Source organism: Pseudomonas sp. HT11, assembly GCF_044875395.1.
Classification (GTDB): domain Bacteria; phylum Pseudomonadota; class Gammaproteobacteria; order Pseudomonadales; family Pseudomonadaceae; genus Aquipseudomonas.
The window spans coordinates 2,598,128-2,622,487 of the sequence record NZ_CP173217.1 but is presented as its reverse complement, the minus strand read 5'-3'; the positions used below and the strand labels follow the sequence as shown (position 1 = coordinate 2,622,487).

The following is a 24,360-nucleotide window of genomic DNA, read 5'->3' as shown; positions in this document are numbered from 1 at the left end:
GGGTCTGAAGCGAAAACGGCCTGATGTGGGCGCTGGATTGCCTGTGATTGCTGAGTGTCAGTCACCCTATGCCGGGCTGATACACCGCTATCGCAGGCAAGCCAGCTCCCACCTTCAGATCGGTGTATGCCGCTCACGACACCACCTCCCCAATCACCACACCCTCACGCCACCACCGTGCCAACCCTTGAACATTCGGCGCCTTGAGCAACGTAAAGTGGTTCCCCGGCCCATACCAAACCTCCAGCCCGCTGCCCTGCCGTCGCCATCCCTCAATCATCAGGCTCTGTTCGCGCTGATTGCCCGCCGCATCCAGCGAAGGGTCCTCGGCCAACACCAACCGCACCACGCCGTTGTAACGCTGATGCGGCTGATACACCGTGCGCAACGCCGCTGCATAGGTACGCGCCGGCCCGTCCATGGCATCCACCGCAGAGCGCACCGGCAACAGCCCCACGCCCACCATGCCCGCATGCAGCCATTGGCGCTGCGCCACTTCATCACGCTCGGCAAAGTCCGCGCGGTCGATACCCAGCGACTTGCCGGCGGCCAATTGCATCGCCTCGATCAACCGCAACAACGCCGCCGTGGTGGTGTAAGGCCGCCCGGTGCCGCCCGGCGCTTCGCTGTCAATCACCGTCAACGACGCCACCTCACGGCCCATCGCCTGCAACCGCAGCGCCATCTCCAACGCGATCCAGCCGCCAAACGAGTGCCCCACCAGGTGCACCGGGCCTTGCGGGCACTCCTGTGCAAGCGCCGCCAGATAACACTGCGCCGCCGCTTCGACCTGGCTATGCGGCACCGCCTGGCCATCCAACCCGCGCGGCTGCAAGCCGAACAGCGGCCAGTCACGCCCCAGCGCCTCGCTCAACCCCACATAGCCGGTGACGCTATCGCCCGCGCCCGGTACGCAGAATACCGGCGCATACCCTGCCCGCCCGCTCTGAATGCGCAGCAGCGGTTGGTGCGCCACTTGCGCCACCGGCGAACACACGGCCAACGCCTCGCTCATCGCCCGCCCCAGCGCCTGAATATGCGGCGCCTGCATCATGCTCTGGTGATCACCTGGCACCTGCACCCGGCGCAACTGCCCAGGCGCCAACGCGTCCTCCCAACCCAGCGAAACACTGCGCCGCGACAACTCGGTGGGCCGCTCTTGCGCGCTGAACAAATGCACCGCGACCGGCAACGGGAACAGGCTGTAATGCGCCAGCGCATGCCCATGCCCGACCTCCCGCTCGATAAAACTCAAGAGGTCCGCGTCCGCAGCCGCTGCCATTTGCGCGTATAGCAAACCTTGATCGCGACAGCGTTGCAGCAGACCCGCAAAGTCCAGCTGTCCAATGCCCGCCTCCAAGTATTCAAGGCTCGCCAGCTCATCCACACCTCCCTGTGCTTTCCAATACGCCGTGCACTGCAACAGCAAATGCCGTTTGAGCGCATCCGGCCCGCTCCAGCGCGCCTTGCCCTGATCGGTCATGCGCGGCACGTAGCTGTCGATCAAACCGAGGAAGGCCACCGCCTCATCCAGCCCGAGTAATTGCATCGCCACTTCGTAGGCCAGCACGCCGCCAAACGACCAGCCCGCGAGCCGGTATGGCCCGTGAGGCTGGATGCGCCGAATCAACCCGACCAGGCGCGCGGCCAGGCCTTCCATGGTGTTCAGATGCACTTCGCCAAGCGCTGCGCCCGGCAGGCCATAAATGGGATAGTCGCCGGGCAGGTGCTGGCCCAGCGCCGGGAAGTACACGTCCATGCCACTGAACTCATGCAGCAGAAACAGCGGCGGCTGCGAGCCGCTGCTGCGCACGGTAATCACCGACGTCTCGCGCGCCGGCGCCTGCGTGCGCTGCTGCAGCATCGCCGCAACGCCAGCCACGCTGGCATGCTGGAACAGCTCGGCCAGGGACACCTGCAACCCGGCCTCTTCCATCAGGTTGACCAGCCGGATTGCCAGCAGCGAATGCCCGCCCAGCTCGAAGAAGCTGTCATGGCGCCCAACCTGCTCCAGCTTCAAGACTTCAGCCCACAGGTTGGCCAGTTGCTGTTCCAGCGCATCGCCAGGCGCTTCGAAATCACGCCGATTCAACGCGTCCAGCGCCGGAACCGGCAAGGCTTTGCGGTCGATCTTGCCATTGGCCGTCAGCGGCAAATGCGCCAGCGGTACATAGGCCGATGGCAGCATGTAGTCCGGCAGCTGGCCTTGCAGGTGCGCCCGCACGCTGTCGAGGTCAACAGGTTCGGCAGCCCAGGTGAAGTAAGCCGCCAGGCGCTTGTCACCCGGCACGTCCTCACGCGCCAGCACCACCACGTCCTGAATACCCGCAAAGCTCGCCAGGCGCGCTTCGATCTCGCCCAGCTCAATGCGAAAACCACGGATTTTCACCTGGTCGTCATTGCGTCCGATGCACTCCAGCAAACCCTCCTGGGTCCAGCGACCTAGGTCACCGGTGCGGTACATCAGGGCACCGGCGTTGAAGGGATCGTCGACAAACTTTTCAGCGGTCAGCTCAGGGCGGTTCAAATATCCCCTGGCCACGCCGTCGCCGCCGATGCAGATCTCACCGGTCACCCCCACCGGCACCGGCTGCAACCAGGCATCCAGCACGTGAATGTGCGTGTTGGAAATCGGCCGGCCGACGGGCACGCTGTCGGCGTCATCGTCAATCGCCTGCACTTCATAGGTGGTGGCATAGGTGGTGGTTTCCGTCGGCCCGTAGCAATGCACCAAACGCAGCCCTGGCGCCTGCGCCAACAGGCTGCGGAACGCCGCCGGGTCGGCGCGCTCGCCGCCGCAGAGCAACATGCGCAAGCCGGCCAGCGCGCGCGGAATCAGCTGCACGTACTGGTTGAACAGCGCCGTGGTGACGAACAGCACAGTCGCGCCGTGCAGCGCACTGCCGAACGCGGCCGGGTCGAGCAAGGTCGCGTGGTCGATCACCTGTACCTGCCCGCCGTTGAGCAACGCGCCCCACACGTCCATGGTGCTGGCGTCGAACGCCGGGTTGGAGGCGAAGGCAACGCGGTCGGCCGCATTGAAGTCGGCGTAGCCGTTGTTGAGCACCAGCCGCGTGATACCGCGATGCGGCACCAACACACCCTTGGGCGTACCGGTGGAACCGGAGGTGTACATGATGTACGCCACACTGTCCGAGGCTTGTGACAGGTCCGGGTTGTGGCTCGGTTGCGGGTCAAGGGCCAGGGTGTCCAGGTCCAGACGCCGGGCGGCGTAATCGATGGACGCGTCGCTGCGGGTCAGCAGCCAGCTCGCGCCGCTGTCCTGCAGCATAAAGCCCTGGCGCTCGGCGGGCGCGTGGATATCCAGCGGCACATAGGCCGCCGCGCATTTGAGAACCGCCAGTTGGCTGACCAGCAGATCGAGCGAGCGCGGCAGCAGGATCGCCACGTTATCGGCGGGACGCACGCCCAGGCTCATCAGGTGATGGGCCAGGCGATTGGCGCGGGTGTTCAATTGGCCGTAGCTCACTGCCTGCTCGCCATGCAACGCCGCCACCGCGTCAGGCCGCGCCTGCGCCTGGGCTTCGAACAGGCGCTGCACCGTGTGCTCGCGGGGGAATGCACGCGCGGTGGCGTTGAAGCCCGCCAGCTGTTGGACTTCGGCGCTGGGCAGTATGGGCAGGCGGCTGATGGCGATTTCACGGTTGTGCTCCAGCGCATGCGCCACGTGTTCAAGTGCATGGTGCAGGTAGCCACACAAACGTCGGGCACCCGGCCCCATGGCGTGCACGCTGAACCCGTCGCCGAGGTCATCGACACTCACCGACAGCCCGTAATTGGTGTGCTCCTCGGCCTTGAGCAACTCGATGCCCTGCCAGGCCTGCGCCACACCGCCGGTTTGCGCCGCGCTGTGGCGGTAGTTGAACAGCACGCTGAACAGCGGCGTCGCCACCGGCACGGCGCTGCAACGCTGGGCCAGCGCCAGCGGCGCGTGCTCATGGCCGAGCAGTTGGGTCAGGCGTGCATGAGTCGCACGCAACGCCGTACGCACCGAGTGCTCACCCAGATCGACCCGCAACGGCAAGGTGTTGATGAACACGCCCATGGCGCGCTCGGCGCCTTCGCCGCCCTGCAGACGGCCAAGCATCACGGTACCGAACACCACACGCTCGCGGCCGCTGACCTTGCCCAGCACATGGGCCCAGGCCAGGTGCATCAGGCTGGCGGGGCTCACGCCCGCTTGACGGGCCTGGGTGCGCAGGCGCTGGCTCAACTGAGGGTCGATGGTCAGCTGCGCTTGTTCATCGACACCCAGGTTTTCGACCTCGGTGGGCTCGTCGATCTCACCGAGCATGTCGCGGAAAAACGCCTCGTGATCGTTAACCGCCAAACGGGTCTGGGCCACGTAATTGCGGTACGGCACTGCAGCGCCCAACGCCGCGTCGCGCCCCAACAGAAACGCCTGCATTTCGTGCTGCAGGATGTCCAGCGCGATGTGGTCCATCACCAGGTGATGAAACAGCAAGGTCGCCACCACGCGTTGCGGTTCCTGCACGTAAACCAGGCGCATCAGCGGTGCTTGAGCCAGGTCGAGGCGCGACGGCAACGGCCCTGTTTCGACGCTTAACGAGGCTTCACGCCAAACCACCTGCACCGGCTCATGAAGGCCATCCCAATGGAAAGAGGAACGCAGCACATCATGCCGCTGGATCACCGCCTGCAACGCCTGGGCAAAGGCTTGCAAGCGCGCCCTGCTATCGAACGCAAACTGCGCCTGCAGCAGGTACGCATCGCCCTCGAGTACGGCGCGATGGTGATAGAGAATGCCGGCCTGCAACGGCGCCAGCGGGTAGATATCCTGCACATTGGCCGCCCCGCCGGGGATGCGGGCGACAATGCGCTCGATAGCCGGCTGATCCAGCTGGATCAGGGGCAGCATGTCCGGGGTGATGTGCGTGCAGCCGGGCGCGATGCCATTGGCCGGCACCGCCACCTCACGCCCGCTGCCCAGCGCCGCCGCCAACGCCGACAGGGTCGGCTGGGCAAACAGCACCTTCACATCCGCCGACAACCCAAGGCGGCGCATGCGCCCCATCAGGCTCACGGCCAGCAACGAGTGCCCGCCCAACTCGAAGAAGTTGTCGTGACGGCCCACCCGCTCCACGTTGAGCAGCTCGGCCCACAGGCTGGCCAGGGCAATTTCGGTATCTCCCTGGGGCGCCTCGTACTCGCGCACCACCACCGAATCCAGGCCTGGCGCCGGCAAGGCTTTGCGGTCGAGCTTGCCGTTGGGGCTCAGTGGCAAGGCGTCGAGATGGACGAAAATCGCCGGCACCATAAACTCCGGCAAGTGGTGCAGCAGATGGCTACGCAGCACGTCGATTTCGCAGTGCGCGCCGGTGTAGTAGGCCACCAGGCGTTGCTCGCGGGCGATAACGGCCGCTTCATTGATCGACGGATACTCGGTCAGGCGGGCCTGGATCTCGCCCAGTTCGATGCGTAAACCGCGGATCTTCACCTGGTCATCATTGCGGCCCAAATATTCGATATTACCGTCCGGCAAGTAGCGCCCGACGTCACCGGTGCGGTACATGCGCCCGCGGGTGAACGGATCATTCAGGAAACGCTCGGCCGTCAGCTCAGGCCGATTCAGATAACCGCGCGCCACTTGCACGCCGCCGATAAACAACTCGCCGACCACCCCCAACGGCACCGGCTGCAACTGGCTGTCGAGCAGGTACATGCGCGTGTTGGCAATGGGCTTGCCGATTGGCGTATTGTCCGGCGTCACCGCGCCCGTGCAATTCCATGCCGTGACATCCACCGCCGCCTCGGTCGGGCCATACAGGTTGTGCAATTCACTGTTCGGCAACTGCTGCTTGAAGCGCCGCACCAGACTGCCCGGCAGGGCTTCGCCGCTGCACATCACACGCACCAGCCCGTCCGCCTGGCGCACATCGCCATGGGCCAGGAATACGTCCAGCATCGACGGCACAAAGTGCAGCGTGGTGATCTGCTCAGCCTCGATCACATCGCACAGGTACTCGGGCTCTTTATGCCCGCCAGGGCGCGCCATCACCAACCGCGCGCCCGTCAACAGCGGCCAGAAGAATTCCCACACCGACACGTCGAAGCTGAACGGGGTTTTCTGCAGCACCGAGTCCTGCGCCTCGAGGCCATATTCGTCCTGCATCCACAGCAGGCGGTTGACCACCCCGGCGTGTTCGTTGATCACGCCCTTGGGCTGGCCGGTGGAACCGGAGGTGTAGATCACATACGCCGTCACGCCCACTGCAGTCGGGTTATCCAGCGGCTGATGCTGCCAGCAAGGGTGGTCCAGATCGACCACCGGCACCGCGCCCAGCAACTCGCGCGTGGAGCCTTGAGCCAACACCACTGCTGGCGCACTGTCCTGCAGCATGTAGGCAATACGCTCCAGCGGGTAAGCCGGGTCCAGCGGCACATACGCGGCGCCCGCCTTGAGGATGGCGTACAGGCCCACGACCATTTCCAGGCTGCGCTCCACGCAAATAGCCACCCGCGAATCCGGCTGCACACCCAGCGCCAGCAAGTGATGGGCCAACTGATTGGCCTGCCCATTCAACTGGGCATAGGTCAGTTGCCGTTCGCCGGCCTTGACCGCAATCGCGTCCGGGGTGCGCTTGACCTGCGCCTCGAACATCCCGTGCAGGGTCTGGTCGAGGTTGTAATTGACCTCGGTGGCGTTGAACTCAAACAGCAGCTGCTGACGCTCACGGTCATCGATCAGCGATGCATGCTCAAGCACCGCCTGGTCGTTCTCGACCATCGCCTGCAACACGCGGGTGAAGTAGCCGACGTAACGCTGCACGGTCGACTCATCAAACAGCGCCACGGCATATTCCAGCGCGCCAAGAATGCTGCCCTGCACTTCGCCAAGGTTCAGCGACAGGTCGAATTTGGCAAAGTGGCTGTTTTCGACGATGCCTTCCAGGGCCAGGTCGCCCAATGCCAGGGTCGGTGCGCTGCTGTCCTGCCACGTCAACAGGGTTTGGAACAACGGGCTGTGGGCCAGGCTGCGCGGCGGCCGGGTGATTTCCACCACCTGTTCGAACGGCAGGTCCTGATGGGCCTGGGCTTCCAGCGTCAGCGCCTTGACCCGCGCCAGCAGCGCCTCGGTGCTCAACTCGCCGGAGGTGTCGATGCGCACTGCCAGCGTGTTGACGAACAGGCCGATTAGCCCTTCTACCTCGCTGCGCGTGCGGTTGGCCACCGGCGAGCCGATCACCAGGTCGTGTTGCCCGGACAGCCGCGCCAGCAACGAGGCCCAGGCACTCATCAAGGTCATGTACAGCGTGGTGCCATGGCGTTGGCTCAAGGCCTTGAGCCCGGCGGTGAGGCGTTCATCCAGGCGCACTTCGACGCTGCTGCCGGCGTAATCCTGCTGCGCCGGGCGCGGGCGGTCGGTGGGCAACGTGAGCAAGGCCGGCGCGCCCGCCAGCGCCTGCTGCCAATAGCTGCTCTGGCGCTGCAGCACCTCGCCGCTCAGCCACAGCCGTTGCCACACGGCGAAGTCACCGTACTGGATCGCCAGCGGCGGCAACGGGTCGGGCAGGCCGTGGCTGAAGGCTTGGTACAGCGCCATCAGCTCGCGGGTCAGCACGCCCATCGACCAACCGTCGGAGACGATGTGGTGCAAGGTCAGCAACAGCACATGGTGATCGTCGGCCATCACCACCAGCCGCCCGCGCAGCAGCGGACCGCGCTCCAGGTCGAAGGGCGCCGAGGCTTCGCCGTGGATCAACGCATCCAGCGCCTGCTGGGGTTGCGGGTGGCGGCGCAGGTCCTGCACTTGCAGCGGCAGCACGTCTTCGGCCGGCACAATCAGCACCTGGGCGTCGTCGCCGTGCTGGGCAAAGCGGCTGCGCAGGGTTTCGTGGCGCGCCACAATCCGCGCCAGCGCCCGTTGCAGCGCCTCCACATGCAATTGCCCACGCAGGCGCAGGCCAATGGGGATGTTATAGGCGGTGTTGGCGCCTTCCATCAGTGCCACGAACCACAAGCGCTGCTGGGCGAAGGACAGTGGCACGGGTTCATCGCGGCTGGCCGGGAGAATATCCGGCAAGGTGCTGCGCCCCGATTGGGCCAGGACTTCGGCGACCGCCGCCAGCTCGGCATTGGCAAACAGGTCGCCGAGGATCAGCTCGACACCCAGACGCTGCCGCACCTGGGAAACCATGCGCATTGCCAGCAACGAGTGCCCGCCCAATTCAAAGAAATGGTCGCGACGCCCGACGCGCGCCACGTGCAATACATCGGCCCAAATCTGCGCCAGCACGCTTTCGATCTCGCCCTGGGGCGCCTCGTACTCGCGGGTAAACACCGCAGCCATGTCTGGCGCGGGCAAGGCCTTGCGGTCGAGTTTGCCGTTGGCGGTGAGCGGCAATGCCTCAAGCTTCACGTAGGCAACCGGGACCATGTAGTCCGGCAGATGCGCCACCAGGTGGGCGCGGATATCGCCAACGGCCAGCGGAGCGAACGACGGGGTTTCGGTGAAATACGCCACCAGCCGGTCCTCACGGACCAGCACCACCGCTTCCTGAATACCCGGCAATTGGTTGAGTTGGGTTTCGATCTCGCCCAGCTCGATGCGCACGCCACGGATCTTCACCTGGTCGTCGTTACGCCCCAGGTACTCGATATTGCCGTCCGGCAGCCAGCGCGCCAGGTCGCCGGTGCGGTACATGCGCCCAGCGTTGAATGGGTCTTGCAGGAAGCGCTCGGCCGTCAGCTCCGGACGGTTGAGGTAACCGCGCGCCACGCCTTTGCCGCCCACATACAGCTCGCCGGCAACCCCCAGCGGCACCGGCCGTTGCTGCTCATCGAGCAAGTACACCGTGGCATTCGCAACAGGCTTGCCGATATGAAGTGGCCGGCCCGCCTCCACCTTGCCGGACGTGGCGACCACCGTGGCCTCGGTGGGCCCGTAGTTATTGATCAACTCAAAACGCTGGACCCGCGCGAACTGGCGCAGGCGATCACCGCCGATCAGCAAGGTGCGCAAGGTCGGGTGTTCGATCTGTTGGCTGAAGGCGTACTCGGCCACCGGCGTGGGCAAAAAGCACACGTCCAACGGCTGCGCGCACCACCACGCGAGCAAGGCGTCGATGTCTTCGGTGCCGTCATTGGCCGGCGGCAGGTGCAGGGTCGCGCCGACACACAGCGCCGGCCACACTTCCCAGGCCATCGCATCAAAGCCGAAACCGGCGACACTGGCGGTGTGGCGCCCGGCACACAGGTCAAAGGCGCGGCAATGCCAGTCCACCAGGTTGGCCACGGTGTGGTGTTCGACCATCACGCCTTTGGGCAAGCCAGTGGAACCGGAGGTGTAAATCACATAGGCGAGGTTAGCGGGCGTGACATCGACCGTGGGGTTGCTCGCCGAATGATGCTGCCAGGTGAAGCGGTCCAGGTTGATCACCGGCACTTGCAGCGCGGGCAGTCGCTCCAGCAGCGCCTGTTGCGTCAGCACTGCCACCGGCGCGCTGTCGGTGAGCAAATAATTGAGGCGCTCGGCCGGGTGGGACGGGTCCACCGGTACATAGCAGGCGCCGGCCTTGAGGATCGCCAGCAACCCGGCCAGGGTATCCAGGCCACGGCGGGCGACGATGGCCACGCGGTCGTCGGGCTTGACCCCCAGCGCCAGCAGGTGATGGGCCAACAGGTTGGCTTGCTGGTTCAGTTCGGCGTAGGTCAGTTGGCGGCCTTGCTGCACGGCGGCGATGGCCTCGGGCGTGCAGGCCGCCTGAGCTTCGATACGCCCGTGCAGCGTGGTGCCTTGAGGGAAGTCGGCGTGGGTCGCGTTGAACTGCTCGAGCAGTTGTTGTCGCTCAGCGGCGGGCACGACCGAGACCTGATTGAGCGGAGTCTGTGGCGCCTGCTCCAGTGCAGTCACGAGGTTTTCCAGCGCGGTTTGCAGGTAGGCGCAGACGCGCTGCGGGTCCACCTGGGTGCTGGCGAGCAAGCTCAGGGCAAAGCCTTCGCCGAGGTCATCCACGCTCAAGGTCAGCGGGTAGTTGGTGCGTTCTTCGGCGCTGAGCGCCGCGATACCTTGCCAGGCCGACACGGCGGCAGCGCTGGCGGCCGGGGCACTGTGGCGGTAGTTGAGCAACGCGCTGAACAGCGGCGTCGGCGCGACCACGCCGCTGCAGCGCTGGGCCAGGGCCAATGCGGCGTGTTCGTGGCGCAGCAAGGTGGTCAGCCGCGCGTGGGTGGCCTTGACCCCAGCGCGCACGTCTTCGGCGCCCACGTCCACGCGAAACGGCAGCGTGTTGATGAAAATGCCCAGTGCCCGATCGGTGTCATGGCTGCCCTGCATGCGGCCCATCAATACGGTGCCAAACACCACATGCTCTTTACCGGCCAGCACGCCCAGCACCTGCGCCCAGCCCATATGAAACAGGCTGGCGGCGCTCACGCCCAGTTGCCGGGCCTGCGCACGCAAGCGCTGGCCCAGCTCCGGCGCCAATGGCAGGCTGACTTCGGCAATCCCGCGGGCATCGCCTTGCACGTCTTGCAGGCCAAATGGCAAGGTCGGCTCGCTGATGTCGCCGAGCATCTGGCGGAAGAAACTTTCGTGCTCCTGCTCGCTGATCCCCAGCCGCGCCTGCGCCACATAGTTGCGAAACGGCACCGCCTGGCCCAGCGCTGCGCCCTGCCCCAGCAGGCACGCCTGCATTTCATGGCACACCACTTCCAGGGCGCTGTGGTCGAGGGCCATGTGGTGAAACAGCAAGGTCGCGACAATGCGTTGATTGGCCGGATCTTCGGCACGCACCAGGCGCAGCAACGGCGCCTGGGTCACGTCGAGGCGATAGTGGCGGGCATCGAACAACGCATGCAGCTGCGCGGCGATATCGCCGTCAACCGGGTCCAGTTCCAACACCTGCACCGGCAATTGCGCCTGGCGCCAGACCACCTGCGACGGTTCCTGCAACCCGTCCCAGACCACGCCGGTGCGCAGGATGTCGTGGCGGTTCATCACGTTTTGCAGGGCGTGGGCGAAGGCCTCAAAACGCGCCAGGCTGTCGAACGCAAACTGCGACTGCATCACGTACGGGTCGCCCTGCTCGGCGCTGACGTGATGGAACAGAATGCCTTCCTGCAACGGCGCCAGCGGGTAGATATCCTGGATATTCGCCACGCCGCTATCGACGGTGGCGACGATGCGGTCGATCTCGTCCTGGCTCAGGCTCGACAGGGTCAGCATGGCCGGCGTGATGCGCTCGGCGCCCGCCGGGATGCCATTGGCCGGCACCGTCACTTCACCGGCCTTGGTCGGCGAATACTCGCCGGCCTTGATCAACTCAATCAACGCCGGCTTGTGCTCGCGCAACGCGGCAAGAATCGCCGGGTCGCTCAGCGCCTGTTTATTGCCCTGCACCGACAACTGCTCGCCCTTGAGCGCCAGTTGCACATCCTTGGTTTTCAGCGTCGCCAACAGCTCAGAAATGCTCACAGGACGATCTCCATTCGTTCGGTTATGGCGGCGTAGCCGGCCAGCGTCGGCTGTTCGAACAGCGCCCGCACATCGGCTTCCAGGCCTTCCTGGCGCAGGCGTCCGATCAAGCTCACGGCGAGCAGCGAGTGCCCGCCCAGTTCAAAGAAGTTGTCATGGCGCCCGACCCGCTCGACGTTGAGCAGCTCGGCCCACAGCCTGGCCAGGAGGATTTCGGTGTCACCCTGCGGCGCCGCGTACTCGCGCACGATCAGCGCGTCCATGCCCGGCGCAGGCAAGGCCTTGCGGTCGAGCTTGCCGTTGGGGCTCAGCGGCAGCGCGTCAAGGTGCATGAACAGCGCCGGCACCATGAAGTCCGGCAGGTGCTGCAGCAGGTGCGCGCGCAGCTGCTCGATGTCGGTAGGTACGCCGGTGTAATAAGCGACCAACCGGTCCTCGCGGGCCACCACCGCAGCCTCGTTGACCTGCGCATGTTCGAGCAGTCGCGCCTGGATTTCCCCCAGCTCGATGCGCAGGCCGCGGATTTTCACCTGGTCATCGTTGCGGCCCAGGTACTCGATATTGCCGTCGGGCAAGTAGCGGCCAACGTCGCCGGTGCGGTACAGGCGCCCATGGGTGAAGGGGTCCTTGAGGAAGCGTTCGGCAGTCAGCTCGGGGCGATTCAAGTAGCCACGCGCCACTTGCACGCCGCCGATAAACAGCTCGCCGACCACGCCCAATGGCACCGGCTGCAATTGCGTATCCAGCAGGTACATGCGCGTGTTGGCAATCGGTTTGCCGATCGGCGTGTTGTCCGGCACCTCGGGACGCGCGCAGTTCCAGGCGGTCACGTCCACGGCCGCTTCGGTGGGGCCATACAGGTTGTACAGGCCGATGCCCGGCAGTTGCTGCTTGAAGCGCCGCACCAGGCTGCCCGGCAAGGCTTCGCCGCTGCACATTACGCGCACCAGCCCGGCCGCCTGGCTGACATCGCCGTGGGCCAGGAACACGTCAAGCATCGAGGGCACAAAGTGCAGTGTGGTGATCTGTTCGGCCTCGATCACTTCGCACAGGTACTCAGGCTCTTTATGGCCACCCGGGCGCGCCATGACCAGGCGTGCGCCGGTAAACAGCGGCCAGAAGAACTCCCACACCGACACGTCGAAGCTGAACGGGGTTTTCTGCAGCACGCTATCACTGGCCGTAAGACCGTACGCGTCCTGCATCCACAGCAGGCGGTTGACCACCCCGGCGTGCTCGTTGATCACGCCTTTGGGCTGGCCGGTGGAGCCGGACGTGTAGATCACATAGGCCTGGTGCCGGGCGGTAAGGCCTGGCACGCGGGGGTTGCCAGCGGGCTGGTGCTGCCAGGTGGCGTGGTCCAGGTCGATCACCGGCACCTCGCCCAGCAACGCGCGGGTGGCGCCTTGCGCAAGCACCACCACCGGCGCGCTGTCTTGCAGCATGTAGGCCAGGCGCTCGCGAGGATAGGCCGGGTCCAGCGGCACATAACCGCCGCCGGCCTTGAGGATCGCAAACAGGCCGATGACCATGTCCAGGCCACGCTCCACGCAGATGCCTACGCGCGAATCCGGCTGCACGCCGAGTTCACGCAGGTGATGGGCCAGGCGGTTGGCGCGTTCGTTCAGCGCGCTGTAGGTCAACTGCTGATCGCCGGACTTGACCGCCACGGCCTGCGGCGTGCGCTCGACCTGGGCTTCGAACAGGCCGTGCAGGGTTTGGTCGAGGTCGTAGTTGACGTCGGTGGCGTTGAATTCCACCAGCAGCTTTTGCCGTTCCTCACTGCCCATAATCGGCAGGCGATTGAGCGGCTGATGCGGCGCCTGCTCGAGGGCTTCAACCAGCCCTGACAAAGCGGTCTGCATGTAACCGCACACGCGTTGCGCGTCGATTTGCGCCAGGGCGGTGACGTCATAACCATCGCCCAGGTCATCCACGTTCAAGGTCAGCGGGTAGTTGGTGCGCCCGTCGTTGATCAGCGTCTGCATGCCTTCCCAGGCCTGCTGCGCCTCGGCCGAGCGCGTGGCGGCGCCCCGATGGCGGTAGTTGAGCATCGAGCTGAACAACGGCGCCGGGGCCGCCACGCCGCTGCAGCGCTGGGCCAGCGCCAGCGACGCGTGTTCGTGCCCCAGCAGCGCGGTAAGCCGTGCATGGGTGGCTCGCACGGCAGCGCGCGCACCTTGCGCGTCGATGTCCAGGCGCAGCGGCAAGGTATTGATGAACACCCCCAGCGCGCGGTCGGCGCCCTCGCCGCCTTGCATGCGACCCACCAGCACCGTGCCGAACACCACGCTGTGGCGACCCGAGGTGGCCGCCAGCACTTGGCCCCACGCCAGGTGGAACAGGCTCGCCGTGCTCACGCCCAGCAAGCGCGCCTGGGCGCGCAGCCGACGGTTGAGGTCATTGTCCAGGCGCAGGCAGTGTTCTTCGATCGCGTTGCCGTCGCCGCGCACATCCTGCAAACCGAACGGCAAGGTCGGTTCATCGACGTCCCCGAGCATCTGGCGAAAGAACGCTTCATGTTCCTGCTCGCTTACGCCCAGACGCGCCTGGGCCACGTAGTTGCGGTACGGCATCGGCGCCGCTGTTGGCGCTGCGTGGCCGAGCAAGTGGCCCTGCATTTCGCGCAGCACCACGTCGAATGCGGTGTGGTCGAGGGCGATATGGTGGTAGAGCAACACCACCACTACCCGCTGGTTGGCCGGGTCCCGGGCGTACTTGAGGCTGATCAACGGCGCGTGGCTGAGCGTCAGGCGATAGCGTCGCGCATCGAAACGCTCATGCAGGCCAGCCAGTACATCGCCTTGCAGGTGCAGCTCTTCACGCGGCAGTTCAGCCTTGCGCCACACCACTTGCAGCGGTTGCGCCAGGCCTTCCCAGACCACGCCGGTGCGCAGGATGTCATGGCGATCGATGACCTGTTGCAGCGCCTGGGCGAAGGCGTTCAGGCGCTCAATGCTGTCGAACGCCAAGTGCGACTGCAGCAGGTACGGGTCGCCCTGCTCGGCGGTGATGTGGTGGTAAAGAATGCCTTCCTGCAACGGCGCCAGCGGGTAAATATCCTGCACATTGGCAGCGCCGCCGGGTACGCGGCTGACGACGTCGTCGAGAGTTGACGGGTCGAGCTCCACCAACGGCAACATGTCCGGGGTGATGCGCTGGCAGTCGGCGGCGATGCGGTTGGCCGGCACCTGCACTTCGCGGCCACTGCCCACGGCGGTGGCCAACGCCGCGAGGGTGGGCTGGCTGAACAGCACACGCACGTCAGCACTGAGGCCGACCTGGCGCATGCGTTCAATCAGGCTGACCGCCAACAACGAATGGCCGCCCAGTTCGAAGAAGTGGTCATGCCGGCCGACTTGCTCCACCTGCAACACCTCAGCCCAGATCCGCGCCAGGGTGGTTTCCACCGCGCCTTCCGGCGCTGCGTAGTCGCGGCTCAGCAACGCGGCTTGATCAGGTTGCGGCAAGGCCTTGCGGTCCAGCTTGCCGTTGGCGGTCAGCGGCAGCGTGTCGAGCCTGACGTAGGCCGCTGGCACCAGCGCGTCGGGCAGCTGTTGCTGCAGTTGCGCACGCAAGGTTTCAATCGCCAGCGGCCAGTGTTCGGTGAACCAGGCCACCAGACGCCCCTCGCGCACCAGCACCACGGCCTCAGCGATACCGTCCAGCGCGGCCAGGCGGCTTTCGATTTCACCGAGTTCGACGCGCACGCCGCGCACTTTGACCTGGTCGTCGTTACGGCCCAGGTACTCGATATTGCCGTCGGGCAGCCAACGCGCCAGGTCACCGGTGCGGTACATCCGCCCAGGGTTGAACGGGTCCTGCAGGAAACGTTCGGCGCTCATCTGCGGGCGGTTCAAATACCCCCGCGCCACGCCACGGCCGCCCACATACAGCTCACCGGCGACACCCACTGGCACCGGGCGCAACTGTGCGTCGAGCACGTACACGCTGGCATTGGCGATGGGCCGGCCGATATGCAGCGCCTGCCCGGCGCGCACACGGCCGGAGGTGGCGACCACCGTGGCCTCGGTAGGCCCGTAATTGTTGATTACCGCAAAGCGCCGCTCCTGGGTGAACTGGCGCAGGCGATCACCGCCGATCAACAGGATGCGCAAGGTCGGGTGGTGCAGGTTCTGGCTGAAGGCGTACTCGGCCACTGGCGTGGGCAGGAAGCTGACGTCCAATGGCTGCTCCAGCCACCAGGCGAGCAATTCGTCGATGTTTTCATTGCCGACCTTCGCGGGCGGCACGTGCAAGGTGGCGCCTGCACAGAGTGCCGGCCAGACCTCCCAGGCCATCGCGTCAAAGCCAAACCCGGCGACGCTGCTGGTGTGGCTGCGCGCGTCCAGGCCAAAGGCCTCGCAATGCCAGTGCACCAGGTTTTCCACGGTGCGGTGTTCCACCATCACGCCTTTGGGCTGGCCGGTGGAGCCGGAGGTGTAGATCACGTAAGCCAGGTGCGCCGGCGTCAGGCCGACCAGCTGCGGGTTGCTGACGGCGTGGTGCCGCAAGCACTCGTCGAACAGGTCGACAGTGGCGTGCGTGCCCAGCAGGTCACGGGTGCTTGCCTCGGCCAAGACCGCTACCGGCGTGCTGTCCTGCAGCAGGTAGGCGATACGTTCGGCGGGGTAAGCCGGGTCGACAGGCACGTAGCCGGCGCCGGCCTTGAGAATGCCCAGCAGCCCGACCAGCATGTGCGGGCCACGGCGACAGCAGATCGCGACGCGGTCGTCCGGCTGCACGCCGAGTGTCAACAGGTGATGGGCCACCTGGTTGGCGCGTTGATTGAGCTGCTGATAGGTCAGGACTTCGCCGTCCTGCTGCACGGCAATCGCGTGGGGCTGACGTTCGACCTGGGCTTCGAAGGCGCCGTGCACGGTGTGCCCGGTCGGGAAGTCCGCGGCCGTCGCGTTGAATTCGCGCAGCAGGGTTTCGCACTCTGCCGGCGGCAGCACTGGCAATTGATTAAGCGGGGTGCTCACCGCGCTTTCCAACGCCGCGACCAACTGCTCCACGGCGCGGTGCATGTAGCCACACAGGCGCTGGGCGCCGATCTGCGGCAGTGCCAGCACGCTCAGGCCAAAGCCTGTGCCGAAGTCATCGACGCTGAGGGTCAGCGGGTAATTGCTGCGCTCCTCACCGCCCAGCAGTTGCACGCCTTCCCAGATGCCATGGCCATCGCGGGCCATTTCGCCGGGGCTGCTGTGACGGTAATTGAGCAAGGCGCTGAACAACGGCACGGCCGTCGGTACGCCGCTGCAACGCTGGGCGAGGGCCAGCGACGCATGCTCGTGCCCCAGCAGCGCGCTCAAGCGGGTATGCGTGGCCTTGACGGCCGCAGCAGCAGCGCACGCGACATCGACGCGCAGCGGCAAGGTGTTGATGAACATGCCCAACGCACGGTCAGCGCCCTCACCCGCCTGCATGCGCCCCATCAGCACCGTGCCGAACACCACCTCATCACGCCCGGACACCAGCCCCAGCACTTGCGCCCACGCCAGGTGCATCAGGCTGGCCGCACTGACCCCCAGCACCCGCGCCTGTTCACGCACCCGCATTGCCAACGCGGCGTCCAGCGGCTGTTCGGCCTCTTCGATCGCGCGGCCGTCGCCCTGCACGTCCTGCACGCCAAAGGGCAAGGTCGGCTCATCGACATCGGCGAGCATGTCGCGGAAAAAGTGCTCGTGCTCCGCCACGCTGACACCAAGGCGCGCCTGGGCCACGTAGTTGCGAAACGGTGCAGCGTCGGGCAGTGCCTCGGCCTGGTTGAACAGGAACGCACGCATCTCCTGGCCGACCACTTCCATGGCGGTATGGTCGAGCGCCAGGTGATGGAACAACAGGATCGCCGCGACCCGATTATTCGCCGGGTCCTGGGCATAGACCATGCGCAGCAGCGGCGCCTGGGTGATGTCCAGGCGATAGTGGCGGGCATCGAAACGTTCGTGCAGTTGCTCGATGACGCCGCCGTCAGCCGGGTCCAGAACAACCTCTTGCACCACCAGGCGGGCCTCGCGCCAGACCACTTGCACCGGGCTGTCCAGACCTTCCCAGACCACGCCGGTGCGCAGGATGTCGTGACGGGCCGCGACCTGTTGCAGCGCGCCCATGAAGGCGTGCAAACGCTCAAGGCTGTCAAACGCCATACGCGACTGCAGCAAGTACGGGTCGCCCTGCTCGGCGCTGATATGGTGATAAAGAATGCCTTCCTGCAGCGGCGCGAGCGGGTAAATATCCTGCACATTGGCCGCGCCACCCGGCACCGTGGCGACGATGCGCTCGATCGCTGCCTGGTCGAGTTGCACCAGGGTCAGCATCGACGGCGTTATCCGGGTGCAGCCGGCTGGAATGCCATTGGCCGGCACCTCGACCTCACGCCCGCTGCCGACTGCCGCTGCCAGCGCCGCCAGGCTTGGCTGGCTGAACAGCACACGCACATCCGCGCTCAGGCCCACCTGGCGCATGCGCTCAATCAGGCTCACGGCCAGCAAGGAATGCCCGCCCAACTCGAAGAAATGGTCATGCCGGCCGACACGCTCGAGCTTGAGCACGTCCTGCCAGATCTGCGCCAGCAAGGTTTCCACCTCGCCCTCCGGCGCCTCGTAACCGCGACTGAGCAGCGCGCTCTGATCCGGTACGGGCAAGCCCTTGCGGTCGAGCTTGCCGTTGGCGGTCAGTGGCAACAGTGCCAGCCACACGTAGGCCGACGGCACCATGTAGTCCGGCAACCGGCCTTGCAGATGAGCACGCAGTGCCTGGATGTCCAAGGGTGCCTGGGCGGTGTAATACGCCACCAGGCGCTTGTCACCCGGCTCGTCTTCGCGGGCCAGCACCACCGCGTCTTTTACGCCGGGGAACGCGGCCAGGCAGGCTTCGATTTCGCCCGGCTCGATACGAAAACCGCGGATCTTGACTTGCAGGTCGTTACGCCCCTGGTACAGCAAGGTAGCGTCGGCCTGCCAGCTGGCCAGGTCGCCGGTGCGGTACAGCAGGCCTTCGCCGAAGGGGTTGGGGATGAATTTTTCCGCCGTCAATTGCGGCTGGTTCAAATACCCGTTGGCCACCCCGGCGCCGCCGATATACAGCTCGCCAACCACGCCCAGCGGCAGCGGTTGCTGGCGTGCGTCGAGCACGTAGGCCTGGGCATTTGCGATGGGGCGGCCAATCGGGACGCTGCCCGCAGCCGGCGCGGTGATTTCAAAGGTGGTGGAGAACGTGGTGGCCTCGGTCGGGCCATAGCCATTGAGCAGATGCTGGGGTTTGCCGTGCTGGAGCACACGGCTGATCACCTGCGGGTCGAGCACATCGCCGCCGACGATCAGGTAGCGCAGTTGGCGGAACACCGGCAGCAACGCATCGGCGTATTGATGGAACAGGCCTGCGGTCATCCACAACACGCTGACGGCTTGCTCCTGCAACAGCGAGGCAAACGCCGCCTGGGACAGCAGCACCGCATGCTCGACCACCACCACACAACCGCCGTTGAGCAACGGCGCCCACACGTCGAGGGTGCTGGCATCGAAGGCCGGGTTGGAGGCGAACGCCACGCGGTCGCGCTCATTGAAATCGGCATAGCCGTTGTTCAGCACCAGGCGCGAGATCGCACGGTGCGGCACTTGCACTCCTTTGGGTGCACCGGTGGAGCCGGAGGTGTACATGATGTACGCCACGCTTTGCGCCGACTGGGCCAGGTCGGGGTTGCGCGGCGACTGCGCGTCCAGGTTCAGGTCGGCCAGGGTATTGAGCACGCGATGCGCGCCGCTGTCCTGCACCATGAAGGCCTGGCGCTCGACCGGCGCATTGACGTCCAGCGGCACATACACCGCTGCGCACTTGAGGATCGCCAGTTGGCACACGAGTAAATCCAGCGAGCGCGGCAGTGCGATCGCCACGCTTTCGCCCGGCTGCACGCCCTGGCTGATCAGGTGATGGGCCAAGCGGTTGGCACGGCGATTGAGGTCGCGATAACTCAACGACAGCGCGCCCTGCACCGCCGCCACTGCGTCGGGACGGGCCAGCGCCTGAGCTTCGAACAGTTGGTGCACGGTGAGCTGCGACGGGTAGTCGCGCGCGGTGGCGTTGAAAGCCACCAACAGTTGGTGGCGTTCGGCAGCCGGCAGGATCGACACGGCCTGCAAGGGCGTGGTCGGCGCTTGTTGCAACGCGGTCACCAGATGGCTCAACGCGGTGAGCATGTAGGCGCCCACGCGCTGTACATCCAGGCTGTTCACGCCCTGCACGGTCAGGGAAAACCCGCTGCCCAGGTCATCGACGTTCAACACCAGCGGATAGTTGCTGCGTTCTTGCGAACTGAGAATCTCGATCCCGGACGCGGCAAACGGGCTGTCTCCCGGGGCTTCACCCGGCGCGCTGTGGCGGTAATTGAGCAGCGTGCTGAACAGCGGCAATGAACCCGATACGCCGCTGCAACGCTGTGCCAGCGACAGCGAGGCATGCTCATGCCCAAGCAACTGCGCCAGGCGCGCGTGGGTGGCGCGCACGCCGGCTTGCACGCTGACGGCGCCGAGGCTGACGCGCAGCGGCAAGGTATTGATGAACATCCCCAGCGCACGGTCGGCGCCCTCGCCGCCCTGCATACGGCCCAGCAACACGGTACCGAACACCACGTCCTGCTGGCCGGAGACTTGGGCCAACACCTGGGCCCAGGCCAGGTGCACCAGGCTGGCGGTGCTCACGCCCAGTTGCCGCGCCTGTTCGCGCAGGCCGTGACTGAGTGCCAGCTCCAGTGGCAGGTGTGCGTCGACGATGCCGCTGCCATCGCCATTCACATCCTGCAAACCGAACGCGAGCGTCGGCTCGTCGATATCGCCCAGCATGTCGCTGAAGAAGGCTTCGTGTTGCGCCTGCGTCACGCCCAAGCGCGCCTGGGCCACGTAGTTGCGGTACTGCACCGCGTCCGCCAGCTGCGCGCTGGTGCCGGCAAGGCTGGCACTCATTTCTTCGACCAGCACTTGCAAGGCTGTGTGGTCGAGCAGGATGTGGTGCAGCAGCAGAATGCCGACGTAACCGCCCTGCTGCTCGGCGTAGCCAAAGTGCATCAGTGAGGCGCGCGACAGGTCGAGGCGATAATGGCGTGGATCGAAGCGTTGCTGCAGTTGCGCGAGTGCATCAAGGCCGTGCGCGTCAATGCGCTCAACCGCCAAGGGCGCCTGGCGCAGCACCACCTGCACCGGTTCATCCAGACCTTCCCAGACAATCCCGGTGCGCAGGATGTCGTTGCGCTCAATTACGCTGTGCAGCGCCTGGATAAACGCATCCACCGCCGCCTGGTCGGCAAAGCGCAACTGCACCTGCAACACGTAGGGATCGCCCTCGGTGGTTGCCAGGTGGTGGTAAAGAATACCGGCCTGCAACGGCGCCAGACCGTAGATGTCCTGCACGTTGGCAATGCCGCCAGGCACGCTTTCGAGGATGTGGTCGATAGCGGCCTGGTCCAGGGCCACCAGAGGCAGCATGTCCGGCGTGATGCGCGCGCAGGGGTCGACGATCAGGTTGGCCGGCACCTGCACTTCCCGCTGCCCGCCCACTGCTGCGGCCAGTGCGGCCAACGTGGGTTGGCCGAACAGCACGCGCACATCACAGCTCAAGTCCACCTGGCGCATGCGTTCGATCAGCTTGACCGCCAGCAGCGAGTGGCCGCCGAGTTCAAAGAAATTATCGTCGCGGCCAACCTTGTCGAGCTTCAACAACTGCTGCCAGATACTGGCGATGGCGACTTCAACCGCGCCTTGCGGGGCGGCATAGTCACGCCGCGCCAGCGCGTCGGCGTCCGGTGCGGGCAAGGCCTTGCGGTCAAGTTTGCCGTTGGTGGTCAGCGGGAAGTGATCCAGCAGCACGAAGGCGCTGGGCACCATGTACTCGGCCAGGCTGAGCAGCAGGTGATCACGCAGCTGGGCAGCACCCAGTTCACGCTCGGCGATCACGTAGGCCACCAGGCGTTTGTCGCCCGGTGCGTCTTCACGGGCAATCACCACCGCATCACGCACGCCGTCGGCGGTGGCCAGGCGCGCCTGGATTTCGCCCAGCTCGATACGGAAACCACGGATCTTCACCTGGTCGTCGTTGCGGCCCAGGTACTCGACACTGCCGTCGGCCAGCAGGCGGCCGAGGTCACCGGTCTTGTACATGCGCAGGCCGGTGGCCGGGTCGGCCAGGAAACGCTCGGCATTCAGCGCGTCACGGTTGAGGTAACCCCGCGCCACCCCGGCGCCGCCGACGTACAGCTCGCCGACCACGCCAAACGGCAACGGCTCGCGACGCTCATCCAGCACGTACAGCTGCAGGTCGGGAATGCGCACGCCAATCGGGCTGACGCCGACCAACTGCGCGTCCGCGGCCTCCAGCGCGCGATAGGTCACGTGCACGGTGGTTTCGGTGATGCCGTACATATTGACCAGTTGCGTACCGGCGTTGATGGCGCGGGCGTACCACGGCTTGAGCATGCCCGGCTCAAGGGCTTCGCCGCCGAAAATGACCTGACGCAAGGAGTGCGACTGGGCGCTTTGGGCCGCAATCAACTGGCGGAACGCGCTGGGCGTCTGGTTGAGAATGCTCACGCCCGCGTCGCAGATCAGCGCGTAGCACTCATCCGGCGAACGGCTGACCAATTGCGGCACAATCAGCAATTGGCCGCCGTGCATCAGCGCGCCCCAGATTTCCCACACCGAGAAGTCGAACGCAAAGGAATGGAACAGCGCCCATACATCATTGCGGTTGAAACCAAACCAGTGGTCAGTGGCGGTGAACAGCCGTGCGACCTGGCGATGTTCGATCATCACGCCTTTGGGCAGGCCGGTGGAGCCTGAGGTGTAAATCACGTAGGCCAGGCTCGCCGGGCTGAGAGCGATGCGCGGGTTGACGATGGACTCACCACGCAGGCTGTTGAGGTCGATCTGCGCCAGCTCGCCCACTAGGTGGCGGGTGTTGGCTTGCACCAGCACGGCCAGCGGTTCGCTGTCAGCCAGGGTGTAGGCGATGCGTTCCAGCGGGTAAGCCGGGTCAATCGGCACATAACCGGCGCCGGCCTTGAGGATGCCCAACAGACCGATGATCATCTCGGGGCCACGTTCAACGCAGATCGCCACGCGGTTATCAGGGCGCACACCCTGCGCAAGCAGACGGTGCGCGACTTGGTTGGCGCGTTCATTGAGTTGGCGGTAGGTCAGGCGCTGCGTGTCGAAGCGCACGGCGATGGCTTCGGGCCGGGCGGCGGCATGGGTTTCGACTTGCTGATGGATCAGGGCGGTGTCGGCGTAGTGCGCGGGGCTTTGATTGAGGCGGTGCAGCAGGTGGTGGCGCTCGGTGTCAGGCAGGATGTTCAGGCCGCTGAGCGGCTGATCCGGTCGCTGCTCCAACGCATCGGCCAGGCTGTGCAGCGCGGTATGCAGGTAAGCCGCGACACGTTGTGCGCCGATGGCGGCATCGACCATCACCGTCAGTGCAAAATCTTCGCCCAGGTCATCCACGTTGACGGTCAGCGGGTAATTGGTGCGCTCCTCGGCGCCGAGCACCTGGATGCCTTCGGCCACGTCGATGACAGCGGCCATATCGGTAGCGGCGCTGTGACGGTAATTGAGCATGGCGCTGAACAGCGGCGTCGGCGCCGCCACACCACTGCAACGCTGAGCCAGGGCCAGGGACGCATGTTCGTGGTTGAGCAAAGCCGTCAGACGCGCATGGGTGGCCTTGACCCCGGCGCGCACGCCCTGCTCGCCCACATCCACGCGTAACGGCAAGGTATTGATGAACATGCCCAGGGCCCGTTCACCGCCCTCGCCTGCGCCCATACGGCCAAGCATTACCGTGCCGAACACCACCGCGTCACGACCGGACACCACGCCCAATACACGCGCCAATGCCAGGTGCATCATGCTCGCCACGCTCACGCCCAATGGTCGCGCCAGGCTGCGCAGGCGCCGGCTGAGGGCGCTGTCCACGGCGATGCGTGCCTCGTCGATGCCCTGCCCGTCGCCTTGCACATCCTGCAAGCCGAAGGGCAAGGTCGGCTCATCGATATCGGCCAGCATGTCGCGGAAGAACGCCTCGTGCGCCTGCTCGCTGACGCCGTGGCGCACCTGGGCGATGTAGCCGCGAAACGCGACCGGCGCACCCGCCTGGGCTTGCTCGCCGGACAGGTACAACTGGATTTCATGGCGCACCACATCAAGGGCGGTGTGGTCGAGGATGGTGTGGTGGAACAGCAGCATCGCCACCACCCGACTGTTGGCCGGGTCGTCGGCAAACACCAGGCGCAACAGCGGCGCCTGGCCAAGGTCCATGCGGTAGGTGCGTGCGTCATAGCGCGCGAGCAACTGGGCCAGGGCGTCGCCGCCCTTGAAGTGCGCTTGTTCGCAGACCAGGTTTGCCTTGCGCCATACCACTTGCAGCGGCTCGTCGAGGCGCTCCCACGCCATGGAGGTGCGCAGGATATCGTGACGGTCAATGACCCATTGCAACGCTTGCGCAAAGGCGTCCAGGCGTGCGCGGCTGTCGAACACAAACTGCGCGTGCAGCACGTAAGGGTCGCCCTGCTGCGCCGAAAGGTGATGGTAAAGCATGCCTTCCTGCAGCGGCGCCAACGGGTAGATGTCCTGCACATTCGCCGCGCCGCCGGGGATGGCCGCGACGATACGGTCGATGGCCGGCTGGTCGAGGCTGACCAGCGGCAGCATGTCCGGGGTAATGCGGTAGGCCGGGCTCAGCCAGTCGCCGCCCTGCTCGGCCACCCACTCCAGCAAGCGCGGCTTGTGCGCGATCAGTTGATCCCACAGCGCATCATCCAGCGCTTCGTCGTCGCCCAGGATGATCAGGTCGCCTTCTTCCAGTTGCAGACGGATCGCGTGGGTGGAAATCGCTGCCAATAATTCGCTGAACTGCAT

2 protein-coding genes are annotated in these 24,360 nt (G+C 65.6%); both read right to left on the bottom strand.

Annotated features, from left to right (window positions below; all coding sequences use genetic code 11):
- Positions 1-133: 133 nt before the first annotated feature.
- Positions 134-11,458 (bottom strand): amino acid adenylation domain-containing protein, encoded by an 11,325-nt coding sequence (locus tag ABWL43_RS12130; RefSeq protein WP_404487861.1) that lies wholly within the window; start codon positions 11,456-11,458, stop codon positions 134-136.
- Positions 11,455-24,360 (bottom strand): amino acid adenylation domain-containing protein, encoded by a 12,906-nt coding sequence (locus ABWL43_RS12125; protein WP_404487860.1) that lies wholly within the window; start codon positions 24,358-24,360, stop codon positions 11,455-11,457. Before ABWL43_RS12125 ends, ABWL43_RS12130 begins: the two co-directional genes overlap by 4 nt.

Coding starts and splice junctions, on each gene's coding strand:
- ABWL43_RS12125 (WP_404487860.1), bottom strand. CDS start 24,360: ATGCAGTTCAGCGAATTATTGGCAGCGATTTCCACCCACGCGATCCGT.